The 12,723-nt window shown below is 52.4% G+C and carries 15 protein-coding genes; 6 read left to right on the top strand and 9 right to left on the bottom strand.

The window, feature by feature from the left end:
- Positions 1–34: 34 nt before the first annotated feature.
- On the bottom strand, positions 35–733 hold the full coding sequence (locus tag U869_RS0111445) for an MgtC family protein (protein ID WP_025123367.1): 699 nt from the start codon (positions 731–733) through the stop codon (positions 35–37).
- 453 nt (positions 734–1,186) lie between these two features.
- Positions 1,187–2,056, bottom strand: a complete 870-nt coding sequence (locus U869_RS0111450) for a LysR substrate-binding domain-containing protein (RefSeq protein WP_025123366.1) — start codon at positions 2,054–2,056, stop codon at positions 1,187–1,189.
- Positions 2,057–2,161: 105 nt separating this feature from the next.
- On the opposite strand from U869_RS0111450, the gene U869_RS0111455 reads away from it, so the two are divergent.
- The gene (locus U869_RS0111455) at positions 2,162–3,574 is read left to right on the top strand and encodes a pyridoxal-dependent decarboxylase (RefSeq protein ID WP_025123365.1); all 1,413 of its coding nucleotides are present in this window, start codon (positions 2,162–2,164) and stop codon (positions 3,572–3,574) included.
- Here the strand turns inward: U869_RS0111455 and U869_RS0111460 are convergent.
- Positions 3,528–4,265: a GNAT family N-acetyltransferase gene (locus U869_RS0111460; protein ID WP_025123364.1), complete on the bottom strand. Its 738-nt coding sequence runs from the start codon at positions 4,263–4,265 to the stop codon at positions 3,528–3,530. The genes U869_RS0111455 and U869_RS0111460 overlap by 47 nt on opposite strands.
- Before the next feature lie 690 nt (positions 4,266–4,955).
- On the opposite strand from U869_RS0111460, the gene rcsA reads away from it, so the two are divergent.
- Positions 4,956–5,585 carry a transcriptional regulator RcsA gene (rcsA, locus tag U869_RS0111465; protein WP_025123363.1) on the top strand — a complete coding sequence of 210 codons (630 nt, stop codon included), beginning with the start codon at positions 4,956–4,958 and terminating at the stop codon, positions 5,583–5,585.
- Positions 5,586–5,776: 191 nt separating this feature from the next.
- Here the strand turns inward: rcsA and dsrB are convergent, their stop codons facing one another.
- From dsrB to U869_RS0111480, 3 genes are all read right to left on the bottom strand, one after another.
- Positions 5,777–5,977 (bottom strand): protein DsrB, encoded by a 201-nt coding sequence (gene dsrB, locus U869_RS0111470; protein ID WP_025123362.1) that lies wholly within the window; start codon positions 5,975–5,977, stop codon positions 5,777–5,779.
- A gap of 236 nt (positions 5,978–6,213) precedes the next feature.
- Complete coding sequence (gene cspE / locus U869_RS0111475; protein WP_004946278.1) at positions 6,214–6,426, bottom strand: transcription antiterminator/RNA stability regulator CspE; 213 nt, start codon at positions 6,424–6,426, stop codon at positions 6,214–6,216.
- Between the two features lie 287 nt (positions 6,427–6,713).
- Positions 6,714–7,577: an ion transporter gene (locus U869_RS0111480; protein ID WP_025123361.1), complete on the bottom strand. Its 864-nt coding sequence runs from the start codon at positions 7,575–7,577 to the stop codon at positions 6,714–6,716.
- A 257-nt stretch (positions 7,578–7,834) separates the two neighbouring features.
- Here U869_RS0111480 and U869_RS0111485 point away from each other — a divergent pair, with 257 nt between their 5' ends.
- Positions 7,835–8,044, top strand: a complete 210-nt coding sequence (locus tag U869_RS0111485) for a hypothetical protein (protein WP_025123360.1) — start codon at positions 7,835–7,837, stop codon at positions 8,042–8,044.
- 115 nt (positions 8,045–8,159) lie between these two features.
- Positions 8,160–9,167, top strand: coding sequence for an NAD(P)H-quinone oxidoreductase (locus tag U869_RS0111490; protein WP_025123359.1), 1,008 nt, complete (start codon positions 8,160–8,162; stop codon positions 9,165–9,167).
- 34 nt (positions 9,168–9,201) lie between these two features.
- Here the strand turns inward: U869_RS0111490 and U869_RS0111495 are convergent, their stop codons facing one another.
- The gene (locus U869_RS0111495) at positions 9,202–9,591 is read right to left on the bottom strand and encodes a YidB family protein (protein ID WP_025123358.1); all 390 of its coding nucleotides are present in this window, start codon (positions 9,589–9,591) and stop codon (positions 9,202–9,204) included.
- Between the two features lie 85 nt (positions 9,592–9,676).
- The gene (locus U869_RS0111500; protein WP_025123357.1) at positions 9,677–9,925 is read right to left on the bottom strand and encodes a GlsB/YeaQ/YmgE family stress response membrane protein; all 249 of its coding nucleotides are present in this window, start codon (positions 9,923–9,925) and stop codon (positions 9,677–9,679) included.
- Between the two features lie 368 nt (positions 9,926–10,293).
- Here U869_RS0111500 and U869_RS0111510 point away from each other — a divergent pair, with 368 nt between their 5' ends.
- The gene (locus U869_RS0111510) at positions 10,294–10,710 is read left to right on the top strand and encodes a VOC family protein (protein WP_025123356.1); all 417 of its coding nucleotides are present in this window, start codon (positions 10,294–10,296) and stop codon (positions 10,708–10,710) included.
- Between the two features lie 45 nt (positions 10,711–10,755).
- Here the strand turns inward: U869_RS0111510 and U869_RS0111515 are convergent, their stop codons facing one another.
- Positions 10,756–10,953 carry a hypothetical protein gene (locus U869_RS0111515; RefSeq protein ID WP_025123355.1) on the bottom strand — a complete coding sequence of 66 codons (198 nt, stop codon included), beginning with the start codon at positions 10,951–10,953 and terminating at the stop codon, positions 10,756–10,758.
- A gap of 126 nt (positions 10,954–11,079) precedes the next feature.
- Here U869_RS0111515 and U869_RS0111520 point away from each other — a divergent pair, with 126 nt between their 5' ends.
- Entirely contained in the window at positions 11,080–12,636 is a 1,557-nt protein-coding gene (locus U869_RS0111520; protein WP_025123354.1) for a GGDEF domain-containing protein, read from the top strand.
- Positions 12,637–12,723 lie beyond the last annotated feature (87 nt).

Here is a 12,723-nt window from a genome sequence, read left to right on the forward strand (position 1 = left end):
TCCTTATCACCATTGTGGTGAAGGTTAAATAGCATTAAACGGGTAATTCGGAAGCGATACGCCAATGCACGGCACTGACGCTACGCTCTAAACTAATACGGCAGACAATACCCTCAATCTCTTTTTGCGCGGCGGGATTTGCCAGGATTTCTGCACAGACTTCCAACTGGCCCGGAATGGCAATATCGGCGCTGCGCAGCGATTGCAAGCGTAATGCCACGCCGTTCAGTGCCTGTAGGATCAGGGTACGCACCAGAATTTCATCCTGTTCCCCGCAGGTCACCTGGACACGATAACGCAGCTCCAGATCCACCGCCTGCTGCTGCGGTTGCAGGTTGATACGCTGCGCCGCTTCACGTAGCAGAATATTGGCGCACAGGATCACCAGGGTAGCCGAGACGGCTTCCCAGTGTTGCCCCAGGCCACAGAGCACGCCGATAGCCGCGGAACACCATAATGTGGCCGCCGTGTTCAGGCCACGGATATTCAGCCCTTCCCGCATAATCACGCCCGCACCGAGAAAACCGATGCCAGAAACGATCTGCGCCGCAATACGCCCGGCGCTGGACGGCTCGGTGGTGAAAGAGCTCAGGATAAAGACGGCAGCCCCGGTCGCCACCAAAGAATTGGTACGCAGGCCAGCCATACGCTGACGCCATTGACGCTCGGCACCAATAACGGCACCCAGGCCCATCGCCAGGAATAAATTCAGAATAAAAGGAGTCATAGCCATGATCTTCCCCTTAATTAATCATTGAGGTTGAATCATGTGCTGTTAAGCACACGCGAATTCGCGCCGATAATCAATCAGCGGGTTAGCGTATGAGTGCCCGGAGGGAACAAGCCGTAGTGATGGTTAAATACCATAATAATATCCGAATCAATACACCCAATGCGCGAACGCCTCGGGAACAACAATCATATTCGGGTTTGCACAGCTCGGAATAACTAGAGAGGGGTGCTGCCCGCCGTGTTCGGCAAGCAACAAATCACAGGAGATTGGTCAACTTGCCTTTATTATTTCGCTACTACTGCAACTGTCCAATGGGTTTTCTCCTCGGTAATTTTGGCTGGAGTATAGTTACCTGAAGTAATGAAGTAAAGGTTAAAATAGTAAACGAAAGATAAACCGAGCCTGTCCCTTATTTAATGATTGCTTTAAACGACAACAATATAAGGCAGTGGTTTAATTTAGCTGTTGCTGTAACCAAGTCAGCAACGCGTTCACCTCCGGCGTTAAACCGCTGGCTTGCGGCCACACCAGATAGACATCGCTATCGTTCAAATGCTGCGCTGCCGCCAGTGGCGCCAATCGCCCAGCGGCAATAGCATCCTGCGCCAGAACGGTTTTTACCAGCGCAATACCAAACCCCTGCTCGGCGGCACGCAGTAATAACCCCGCATCGTTGAACAGCGCCAGTTGCTGCCCGCCGCCTGCTTTCCCCACAGCGGCAAACCAGCTATGCCAAGGGGTGACGTCATGCTCAAGCAGCGGCACCTGCGGATCTCCGGCATCAAATGCTGCCTGCCATTGCTTGGCCAGCGCCGGGGTTGCTACCGGCAGAACCTCACCCGTCGCGATGCACTGTGCCTGAACACCTGACCATTGGCCATTACCAATGCGGATCGCAGCATCGAATCCTTTACGGCCCAGATCCTGTATCGCCAGCGAGGCATCAATATCCAACCGGATCCCAGGGCAGGCACGATGAAACTCTGCCAACCTGGGCAACAGCCAACAATGAGCAAAGGAAGGCAACACACTGATGCGCAATCTCTGGCCTACCGCCACCCGTCTTGCCCGGTCAACGCCCTGTTGTAAAGCGAGTAAGGCAGGCTCGGTTGCCGCCAACAATTCGCGCCCAGCGGCATTTAACCGAATCCCACGCCCAGAACGATCGAAGAGTGGATAGCCAATAGCCTGTTCGAGCTGCTGGATCTGTTGGCTGACGGCACCGTGAGTCAGGCTGAGGCGCTGTGCTGTGGCACGCAAGTTCTCCAGCCGGGCAGCAATCACAAAGGTTGGCAAGATTTGCAGAGGGATCCGTTCATTCATCGCTGGTTAGCCTAGCTATCCAAAAGGGTCATTTATTATCGATATTAGCACCAATCAGAATCACCTATAGTGCAAACCTACAGGCCATCAACCAAAGGCATGAACATGCACCCACGTTTGCAGCAGGATCTTGATGATTTACCTCGTATACTCGATCACACCAACCAACTGGCACAAGGCTTCCTTGCCGGTTTAAACCAGCGTTCGGTATGCCCTCCCCTGGATGCACAGCAGATTAAAACCGGTGACGATCGGCTGGCCGAAGAAGGTTGTGGAGCGTTAGCGGCGTTAGCGGATTTTTGGCAACGCTATGAACCGGGTCTTTCCGCTAGTGCCGGGCCACGTTACTTTGGTTTTGTCACCGGCGGCAGCACTCCAGCAGCGCTGGCTGCCGACTGGTTGGTTAGCACTGCCGACCAGAATAGCCAATTGAGCCATGACACCGTAGCGGCGGCAATCGAATTGGCGACGATTGAGCAATTGAAAACGCTGCTGCAACTGCCCGCCGAGTTCAACGGTAGTTTTGTCAGCGGTGCCACCATGGCCAACTTCACTGGGATCGCCATCGGCCGCCAGTGGCTGGGGCAACAGCGTGGGATTGACGTGGCGCAGCTCGGTATGGCCGCATTAGGGCCGATTCAGGTGCTATCCGCCAATGCCCATGCCAGCAGCGTAAAGGCCCTCAGCATGCTTGGCATTGGCCGTGATGCGTTAAAGACGATCGCCAACCAGACGGATTCTGAAGTGATAGATGTTGAGGCACTGGAGCGCCATCTAGCTGCCACTCCAGATATCCCAACAATGGTACTTGCCAGCGCAGGCACGGTAAACACCGGGGTTTTCGACGATTTACCTCGCCTGCTGGCACTGCGTGAGCGCTATCCCTTCTGGTTGCATGTTGATGCTGCTTTCGGGGGCATCGCGGCCTGCGCCCCTCGCTTGGCCCATCTGCTGGAAGGTTGGCATCAGGCGGACTCCATCACCGTCGATGCACATAAATGGTTGAATGTGCCTTATGACAGCGCCATTCAATTTACTCGTCATCTGGCATTACAGATGCAGGTATTTCAGAACTATTCGGCCTATTTGGAAGCACCCTCGCTACGCCCGGACAACTATTTGCATCTCACCCCCGAGAACTCACGACGCTTTCGCGCGCTGCCGCTGTGGATGGCATTGAAAGCCTACGGCAGTAGCGGTATGCGGGAAATTGTCGAGCGTAACGTGACCCTGGCGCGCCGTTTGGGTGAGGGATTGGCGGCCAGTGACGGCTTTTGCCTGCTAGCCCCGGTGGCACTGAACATCGTGTGTTTTGCGCTGAAGGACGTTGCAGGCGATGCCACCGCCGCACGCGATCGCTTTATCGAACGCCTGGACCGCCACGGCGTGGTGCGCTGCACGCCAACCCGTTATGCAGGCCAACCGGGTATTCGGGCTGCGTTGGTGAACTGGATGACCGAAGAACAGGATATTACTCTGGCGCTGGCATCGATGCAGGCTTGTCGTGCCGAGGCCTGAACGCTGCGAGACGTTGCTTCTGCTGGCCGTCGGTAGCAATATTCAGCGGCGACAGCCAGGCGGTAAACGCCTCGCGCAATAACGGCCATTCGCCATCAATGATGGATAGCCAGTCCGTGTCACGGTTGCGTCCCTTCCGGTTCATTGCCTGGCGAAAAGTGCCCTCAAAAGTAAAACCCAGGCGCAGGGCGGCCTCGCGGGAGGGGGCATTAAGACTATCGCATTTCCACTCACAGCGGCGGAACCCCAAGTCGTCAAAAGCGTGCCTGAGCATCAGAAAGATGGCTTCACTCCCCATCGCCTGCCGCTTCATCAACGGTGACCAGTTGATCATCCCCAGTTCAACCACGCCGTTGGGTTGGTCAATGTTCAAGAAAGCGCAGGTACCGACCGCTTTACCGGTAGACGCATCGATCACCGCCAAGGTGCTTCTTCCCTGGATGGCCAACTGTCGTTGCAGGTACTGTCGGAAAACGGGCAGTTCTGTGGGACGTTCACTGGACAGATAGGTCCAGTCACGCCCGTCTTCTGCCAGTTGGTAAGCGTGAAACAACTCCTCGGCACGGCGTGCGATATCCATCGGCTGCAAACAGCAAAAGCGCCCCTGGAGGCTCTGTTTTCCCGGTTCACCCGCAGGTTGCCAACCTTCAAGCACCGCACCAATGGGTTGTCCAAACTGATTGTGATCCACCCGACCTCCTGATTGTGATGCCATTATTGAGGGTATTTGGCAGCATTCGCTCCCTCTGTACGCCAAGATACGATAGGAAAACCGCTATGTCGCCGAGAAAGTTTATGGCCAATAAATAGTTAACAATGAAATAATTTATATTAGTTATCTCATTTAAGACAACATCGTTAGCGGAGCTACTTATTATTGCTTGGTTTTAACGATAATCCGCTGGGTGAAATGCCCTAAGCTAACCAAGAATCGTTACCATTTGTTTCAATACATTGATACAATCAATTGAATAAGCGAACTTAATGGGATTCAGTGATGGAATGGAAGCAACGAAATCAGTCAAAAAACCGCCAACTCGGCTATGGCAGCAAGTTATTAGCGATACTTAAGAATCATCTCATTACCGAAAAATAGTATCACGGCCAAAATACGAGACCTTAGTCACAAATTTAAGGGTAATGGCCGGGAGCCTGCTGATATTTACCGTGGCAAACTAGCCAATAAGTAGAATAAGTCGACTTAAGCTAAACTAATGGTTTAAGTAAATTAGAAAATATAATCCGAAAAGACGTTGAGTCACGCCGGTTTTATTGATAGAAAGTTGCATTCATAACATGTGATTTTTTTATAACTTTTAGCCTATCTCTTCAGGCTTATCTTTTTATAACCGCGTGGAAACGGACTTAAGTGGGGGGCGAAATGCCAATAATTATTATGGATTCATGCAGTTACACCAGATTAGGGTTAACTGACTACCTGGCATCGCACGGGGTGAAAAAACGTCAGATCAACGCGGTCACTCATATCGATGGCCTGCATGAAAAATGCACCAAACTTAAGCCAAATATGGTATTTCTGAATGAAGACTGTTTCATTCATGAAGCGGATGCAACAGAAAGAATAAAACGCGTGATCTCCCTTAATCCCGATACTTTATTCTTTATTTTCATGGCCATCACTAACGTACATTTCGATGATTATTTATACGTCCGCAAGAACGTTATCATTTCGTCAAAATCGATTAAACCGCAAACCATGAGTCAGTTGCTGAACTACTACCTCGAAAGAAAGCCAATCCGCCCGGAAAAAGGCTCGCTAGATCAGACACCTGTCACATTGAGCCAAACCGAATCAAACATGCTGCGCATGTGGATGTCCGGCCAAGGCACCATCCAGATCTCAGATCAGATGCAGATCAAGGTGAAAACCGTCTCGTCCCATAAGGGCAATATCAAAAGAAAGATCAAGACCCACAACAAGCAGATCATCTACCATGTTGTACGCCTGACCGACACGCTCACCAGCGGCATATTCGTCAACAGCCGTTGATAGCTGGCGTGCCCCATCCAATGGCCAAGTAAAGCCGTTGCGGGAAGAAGTGACTTAGCATACGACAGAAAAATACCCGTGTTCAGCGTCGTTTTAGCTGCAACGGGTGTTTTTTGATCCCCACCAGCACATAATTTAGTTGTCAGCCCACCAACCGGATCGGCAGCGAGCTGTTGATTGGAGGGATACGTTTAATCCTGTGCGGCGCTGCGCAATTCCACAAAAGTGCCATCGTGGCTATCGATCTCATTGAAAAACCACACGCCTGCCGGATAATCCTCTAGTGACACCAGGTACATCGTACCCTCACTAAACGTTTCAACTTCCAGCACAACCCCTTCACGGCGTGGTCCACCATCGGTTTTTACCGTCACCAGATCGTTAACTTTCATGCTTTACCTCGTTATTTATCACGGATGTCAGTCTATTACAGTTGACGACAAGAACCCACTGTTACGTAATGCGTCTCAGTTAACAATAAATCATAGTACATCCTGACCCTCCTCTCCCCAAGGGCTCAGCATGCGGCGCCCCCACACTGACCCACGACGCCAAAACTCACCTGGCTCAAATCGCAGACACAAAAAAACCCGCCTTGGCGGGTTTTTGTTAATCAGCGAGAGGCCGATTAGATAGCGGTAACGTTAGCCGCTGACGGACCTTTAGCACCGTTCTCGATAGAGAACTGTACGTTCTGGCCTTCAGCCAGGGTCTTGAAGCCTTGATCCTGAATTGCAGAGAAGTGTACGAACACGTCTTTGCTGCCGTCTGCAGGAGTGATGAAACCAAAACCTTTAGACTCGTTGAACCACTTCACTTGACCTTTGATCATGTTAGACATGTTGAATTCCTTCAATAAAAAATGTAAGCCACCATGGGCATGAAATAGCCGGTCATCAGTTACTTATGGAGGCACTAGAAAGGAAATTCGTCAGTGAAGAGCTATCAAGGATAACGCTTTAAATTTGAACTACTTTACTCAAAATGTCGTGCATAAATAGGTCTGTACCACAGGCCGAGAATCATTAACTCATGTTGGGGATTTAATAGCAACTCTTTTTAGCTCGTGAAGCGGGAAAGGGGGAGCGAACGCACAGAATTTGCTCCCCCCTGGCGAAATTATCGACGTTATCTTATGGATTTCACTGATAATGGTGGTAACGCCGCCCCGCAAAATTTACAAAACTTCGCCTCGGTTTCATGCCCGCCGCGTTCGCATTGCACACAATGGCGCTGTTCCCGGTAGCGCTGCATCTCCTGTGACATGTAGGCGGTCAGGATGCCGGTAGGCACCGCAATAATCGAATACCCGACCAGGATCAGTACCGAAGCCAGCATCCGCCCCAATGGCGTGTGGGGCACGATATCGCCGTAGCCAACGGTAGTTAACGTAACGACTGCCCAGTACATCGAAGCACCAAGGCTGGTAAATCCACCGCTGCCCCCCTCTACCGCATACATCAAGCCGCCAAATACGCACAGCATCACGCCGACAAAGCCGAAGAACATCGCCAGCTTATGGCGCGCCAGCTTGATGCTGCGCCACACAATGCCCATCTCACTCATGTAGCGCAGCAACTTCAGCACCCGCAACACGCGCAGGATCCGCAACACACGCAGCAGAAGGATATACTCCACCGCCATATGGGGAAAAATCCAGATGATATACATTGGCAACATCGTCAGCAGATCGACAATACCGAAAAAGCTGATGGCGTAGCGTTCTTTACTCGGCGTGCACCATAGCCGCAGCAGATATTCCACCGTAAAAATGACGGTGAACAGGACCTCAGCCAAAAGCAACTGATGAAGTACGCGAGAATTCGGAGTATAGAGCGAACTGCCGCCGGGTTCGAGAAACAGCAACAGCACGCTGAGCAGCGCCGTGCTCACCCAGAATAGCTGCATCCTGCGCCCGATCCGGGTTTGGTTACCAAACAACAGCTGATAGCTCCGCTGACGCAGAGTTGGTTTACGCACTTGGTTGGTCATAGTCCATGTCTGGTAATAAGATTTACGCTCATACTAGATCCGAACCGGCATGCCGCCAACTTTAACCCGCGACAGGATCGTTGAGAAAACGCCCTTCTCTCACACTTTCGTCTATTGTTTGCAATAGGCGATCCCTGTTTGCCTTGCGCCAGACCGCAGAATGGCCCCGTGTCATGTTTTCATCACAAAAATGTCACAATCCAACCCTATGATAAAGAGCGATTATCCTCACCGGGTTAACACCAAGGACTTCGTTTATGAGCATCGTAAAAGCAATAAATCACCAGCAGGCAGAAACGCTGATCCGTTCAGGGTCCGCGAAAAAAATTGAGCTGGCTTATGATATTGATAGCGACGATTTCTTCCAACTCGCCAGCCTGTGGTGCGACCAAGGCGCCAAGATTTCCAAAGGCAAAGAGCATTTTATCGTCTCGCTGAAAGGTTTTCGTATTCCCCCGAACGACTGATCCTAACCTCTCCTCTCCATCTCGATGTGCAAAACCGCTCAATCGCGCACATGCCAACGTGGATCTTTCGCTAAGATAGTGATCCGCATAGGCAGAAAGATTGAAGGAGTACGGCATGTCAGCCAAGGCATCACTACCCGATTGCATGAAGGTGATCGAAATCAGCCAACCGGGCGAACCGGAGGTGCTGATATCGGCACAGCGCCCGCTGCCAGTTCTGGCTCAGGGTGAAATATTGGTGAAAGTCGCCGCCGCAGGCGTCAACCGCCCAGATGTTATGCAACGCCGTGGGCAATGCGCCCCGCCTCCGGGCGCTTCCGATATTCCGGGGTTGGAAATCGCGGGCACGGTGGTAGCCGTTGGCGTTGGGGTGCAACGTTACGCGATCGGTGACGCCGTGTGTGCGCTGATCGCCGGTGGGGGCTATGCAGAGTACTGTAAAGTGCATGAAAGCAATGCGCTGCCGGTGCCTGAAGGTTTCAGCATGATAGAAGCCGCCGCCATGCCCGAGACGTTCTTCACCGTTTGGGTCAACGTATTTCAACGCGGCCATCTCAAGGCAGGGGAAACCGTGCTGATCCACGGTGGCACTTCCGGAATTGGCACGGTCGCCACCCTGTTGGCAAAAGCCTTTTGTGCTTATGTTATCACTACCGTCGGCTCGGAAGAGAAGCGACAGGCCAGCCTGGCGTTGGGTGCCGACGTCGCCATCAACTACCGCACGGAAGATTTTGTTGAGCTGACCAAAACGGCTACCAATGGCAAAGGGGCCGATGTCATCGTCGATTTGATCGCGGGTGAATATGTGGAGAAGAACTATCGCGCCGCCGCTATGGACGGGCGTATCGTGCAGATCGGCACGCAGAATGGCGTAGTGAAAGAATTGAACCTGATGCCGCTGCTGCTTAAGCGCCTGACCCATACCGGCTCAACGCTGCGGGCGCGCAGTGTGGAAGACAAAGCCCAGATCGCTGCCGAGCTGGAACTGAAGGTGTGGCCGTTGCTGGAACGTGGAACGCTAAAACCGCAGATTTTCCAGACTTTCCCGCTAGAACTTGCCGCACAGGCTCATGCCTTGATGGAGTCCAGTGCCCATATCGGCAAAATTATGCTGACCCTCTAACAGCAACCCTCCGGCCACAGCCGGAGGGTAACTATCAACCGAACAGCTTACCTTTCAGTAAATCCATACCGGCGCTCATCAAGCCACCACCCTGTGGCTCCTGGCCATTAGGTGACAGTTTGTCGGTGATCATCGGCAAATACTGGGCAATCAGGGCAGAAGCCTGCGCCGGATCGATCCCTAGCTTGCCAGCCAGTTGGGCAATCGCATCGGTGCTTAACGTCTGCTCAACGTGTTCGCCGCTGATTGGCTGATTCTCACCGGTGCCAACCCAGGAAGCGACCACATCCGCCAAATTTCCCTGACGGAACTTGTCCAGAATGGCTGGCAAGCCACCCTGCTGTTCAACCCATTGCAAGATAGCGCTGTAATCCATCCCTTTACCGCCGCTCAATGCCCCGACTAAGCCGTCTAATAATCCCATTGCTATCCCCTTCTCAGAACGCTGGACGTTCATCGCATTTAAATGAAAAAGGGCCGCCGCAGCGACCCCATTGTTCGGTGGTTGGTTAGCTTCTGACCTTTCTGTAGATAAAAAGGACCACCAGAGCACCGACGACGGCAACCACAAAGCTGCCCAGGTTAAAGCCATCGACCCGGCCCATACCGAAGAAGGTACTGATATAACCGCCGACAACTGCACCCACCACACCCAGGATCACGGTCATGATAAAACCGCCGCCGTCTTTACCCGGCATGATCCACTTGGCCAAAATACCGGCGATTAAGCCAAAAACGATCCAGGAAATGATACCCATTTTTACTCTCCCTAATTGACCCGTTGCCTGAAGTTGCTGGCAATACCGTTATCAAGACGTTCTTCGTCAGAGACCACCCCCTGACAGAATTAATGTCTCTGTACTCTATTACTATAGTCAAAAATCAGCGAGTTACCCATCTCTTGTAGTCTGAAAAACCGTGCGCAAAAATTGTGCAATTTTCATCAAATTGTCATGTTGACGCTCGATAATCGGCTATACTGAATGATGCTCAATTGAACTTCTTCCGAGGATAGCACCATGAGCAACCCCCCTTTCATGCTGTTTCTGGTTTTGGTCTATGCCTTGGCCGCCGTGTGGGACGGCTCCGCCGCGCTGTTATTTATGTGAAAGCAAGAGGAGGTGCTATGTTGATCCAACCCTATCTGTTTTTTTCCGGTAACTGTGAACAAGCGGTGAATTTTTATGCGCAACAGTTAAATGGCAGTATAGAAATCATGATGCGTTACAAGGATATTCCGGCAGACGAACAGCAAAACGGTCCGCCCAATACCGATCCCGACTCGATAATGCACGCCAGACTGGTGATCGGGGACAACGTCATTATGGCATCGGATGGTTGTCCGGCCGACCCAACCGGGCCGTCACACCGCGGTTATTCACTGTCGATCCGCAGTGAAAACGTCGAGCAAGGCGGTGATGTGTTTAACCGGTTAGCCGCAGGCGGCACGGTCACCATGCCCTTCCAGCCGACCTTCTGGGCCAAGGGCTTCGGTATGCTGACCGATAAGTTCGGCGTCAACTGGATGGTCAACGTTGAATAACCGTACGGTGCAGTGCCTTGCTTTGATGGTGGGCACTGCTCGGCGCTAGCGATGCCAGCTGTAAGCCACCAGAGAGAACAAGATAAACAGCACCAGCAACAACAGCAGAGCCAACCGCCAGAAAGGCGATCTGCGCCGCAGTAACGCGATAATCATTAATCCTGCCAGTGCCCCTAGCGTATACGGGTAATATACCGCCGGCGTCAGTAAAACCTGCATCATAGCGTCAGAAAGTGCTGCCATGCGCCTCCCAAGGGAAAATTTATGCTGATTGTCTCCGCGAGATATAACGGAACATGCAAGATGGGAATAGAAGGGTTAAGATTGTTCGCAATACCAGTACTTAACTGATTCCATCACAGGAATGCCATGCTAGCACCTCAACTCCCTCCCCAAAAAGATCAATTTCCCAGGGAGAAGAAAAACTCGCCATTACTCTTTCAGGCTGGCGTATTTGTTATTATCGTCGTGCTCACCCTGGTGATGTTCAATGCTTGGCAAATCTGGAACGCTCATCAACGCAATTTGCAAATTGCCAGCAATGATTCAGAGAACCTGGCCCGCTCGCTGGCACAGCATGCCGAGGATACCTTTTCGCAGGTAGACAGCAACCTGATCGACCTCACTGAGCGTATCGAAACCGATGGCTTAGGCGAACCGCAGCGTTTGCGCCTGCAAAAAGTCATGCAGACTCAGGCCAGTAACTTTCCGCAGCTGCACGGCAGCTTTGTCTATGATGCCCAGGGCAACTGGATCCTGACGTCGAACGGCAAGCCACTCAGCCATGCCAATAATGCAGACCGGGCGTACTTCAAATACCACGTCACCCATAACAATAATTCAATTTATATCGGCGAGGTGATCCGTAGCCGCTCAACCGGCGATCTGATTATCCCGGTGTCGCGCCGCCTGAACCATGCGGACGGCAGCTTTGCCGGCGTGGTGATTGCGACGCTGTACGTCAATTATTTCCGCCAGTTTTACAATACCTTTGCCCTTAACAACAACGCCTCCCTCAGTCTGGTGCTGGCCGACGGCACCATTTTGTACCGCCGTCCCTACAATGAGGATGCCATCGGTAGAAATATCTCCCACAGCGTATTGTTCCGTGAAGTTCTACCGCACTCGTCTTTTGGTAACGTCACTATGGTTTCACAGTTCGACAATGTGGAGCGGGTGTATGGCTATTCGCAAGTGGAACGCTATCCGTTGGTGATCGCCGCAGGGTTATCGAAGCGGGATGTGCTCGCAGACTGGCGTAGCGATGCGTCGCTGTTTGCCCTCGGAGGCGGCGTGCTGCTGTCGATACTGCTGGCCCTTGGGTTGGTGCTGATCCGCCAGATTAACCACAGTGTACAGACAGAAGTCGAATTGACGCGTACCCGCGACCAGCTAACGCAGATGAACCACACGTTGGAAGAACTGGCCCTGCTGGACGGTTTGACCGGTCTGGCCAACCGCCGCCAGTTTGATATCGCACTGAAAAATGAAATGACACGGGCGGCACGTAACGATCGCAGCGTAGCCCTGTTGATGCTCGATATTGATTATTTCAAACAGTTTAACGATATCTACGGCCACGTGGCTGGGGATCAGTGCTTACAACAGTTGGGCCGCTTGCTGCAAGGTATGGCCAGCCGCCCTGGCGATCTGATGGCACGTTACGGCGGGGAAGAACTGGCGATTATTCTGCCGGATACCAACCTTGAAGGCGCAATTGCCTTTGCCGAACGGGTGCTGGAGGGCATTCGCCAACTGAAAATTGCTCACACAGGCAGCCCACTGGGCATTATTACCGCCAGCATCGGTGCCACCGCAAAGGTCCCGCATCCGCATAATGATACACCACTGAGCTTGGTCAGCATCGCGGATAGCGCCCTGTATACAGCGAAAAAAGGCGGTAAGAATCAGGTTTGCAGCGTCTAGGGACACGGCATGAGACTGCTGGCAAATCCTCACTGGCCTCACACGTAGGGGCGCTGCATGCTGCGCCCGTGCCAAGGTCAGATTCAG

This window comes from Serratia sp. H1w, assembly GCF_000633355.1.
Classification (GTDB): domain Bacteria; phylum Pseudomonadota; class Gammaproteobacteria; order Enterobacterales; family Enterobacteriaceae; genus Chania.

Coding starts and splice junctions, on each gene's coding strand:
- cspE (WP_004946278.1), bottom strand. CDS start 6,426: ATGTCTAACATGATCAAAGGTCAAGTGAAGTGGTTCAACGAGTCTAAA.
- U869_RS0111520 (WP_025123354.1), top strand. CDS start 11,080: ATGCTAGCACCTCAACTCCCTCCCCAAAAAGATCAATTTCCCAGGGAG.
- U869_RS0111445 (WP_025123367.1), bottom strand. CDS start 733: ATGGCTATGACTCCTTTTATTCTGAATTTATTCCTGGCGATGGGCCTG.
- U869_RS0111485 (WP_025123360.1), top strand. CDS start 7,835: ATGAGCATCGTAAAAGCAATAAATCACCAGCAGGCAGAAACGCTGATC.
- U869_RS0111495 (WP_025123358.1), bottom strand. CDS start 9,591: ATGGGATTATTAGACGGCTTAGTCGGGGCATTGAGCGGCGGTAAAGGG.
- U869_RS0111510 (WP_025123356.1), top strand. CDS start 10,294: ATGTTGATCCAACCCTATCTGTTTTTTTCCGGTAACTGTGAACAAGCG.
- rcsA (WP_025123363.1), top strand. CDS start 4,956: ATGCCAATAATTATTATGGATTCATGCAGTTACACCAGATTAGGGTTA.
- dsrB (WP_025123362.1), bottom strand. CDS start 5,977: ATGAAAGTTAACGATCTGGTGACGGTAAAAACCGATGGTGGACCACGC.
- U869_RS0111490 (WP_025123359.1), top strand. CDS start 8,160: ATGTCAGCCAAGGCATCACTACCCGATTGCATGAAGGTGATCGAAATC.
- U869_RS0111455 (WP_025123365.1), top strand. CDS start 2,162: ATGCACCCACGTTTGCAGCAGGATCTTGATGATTTACCTCGTATACTC.
- U869_RS0111480 (WP_025123361.1), bottom strand. CDS start 7,577: ATGACCAACCAAGTGCGTAAACCAACTCTGCGTCAGCGGAGCTATCAG.
- U869_RS0111515 (WP_025123355.1), bottom strand. CDS start 10,953: ATGGCAGCACTTTCTGACGCTATGATGCAGGTTTTACTGACGCCGGCG.
- U869_RS0111500 (WP_025123357.1), bottom strand. CDS start 9,925: ATGGGTATCATTTCCTGGATCGTTTTTGGCTTAATCGCCGGTATTTTG.
- U869_RS0111450 (WP_025123366.1), bottom strand. CDS start 2,056: ATGAATGAACGGATCCCTCTGCAAATCTTGCCAACCTTTGTGATTGCT.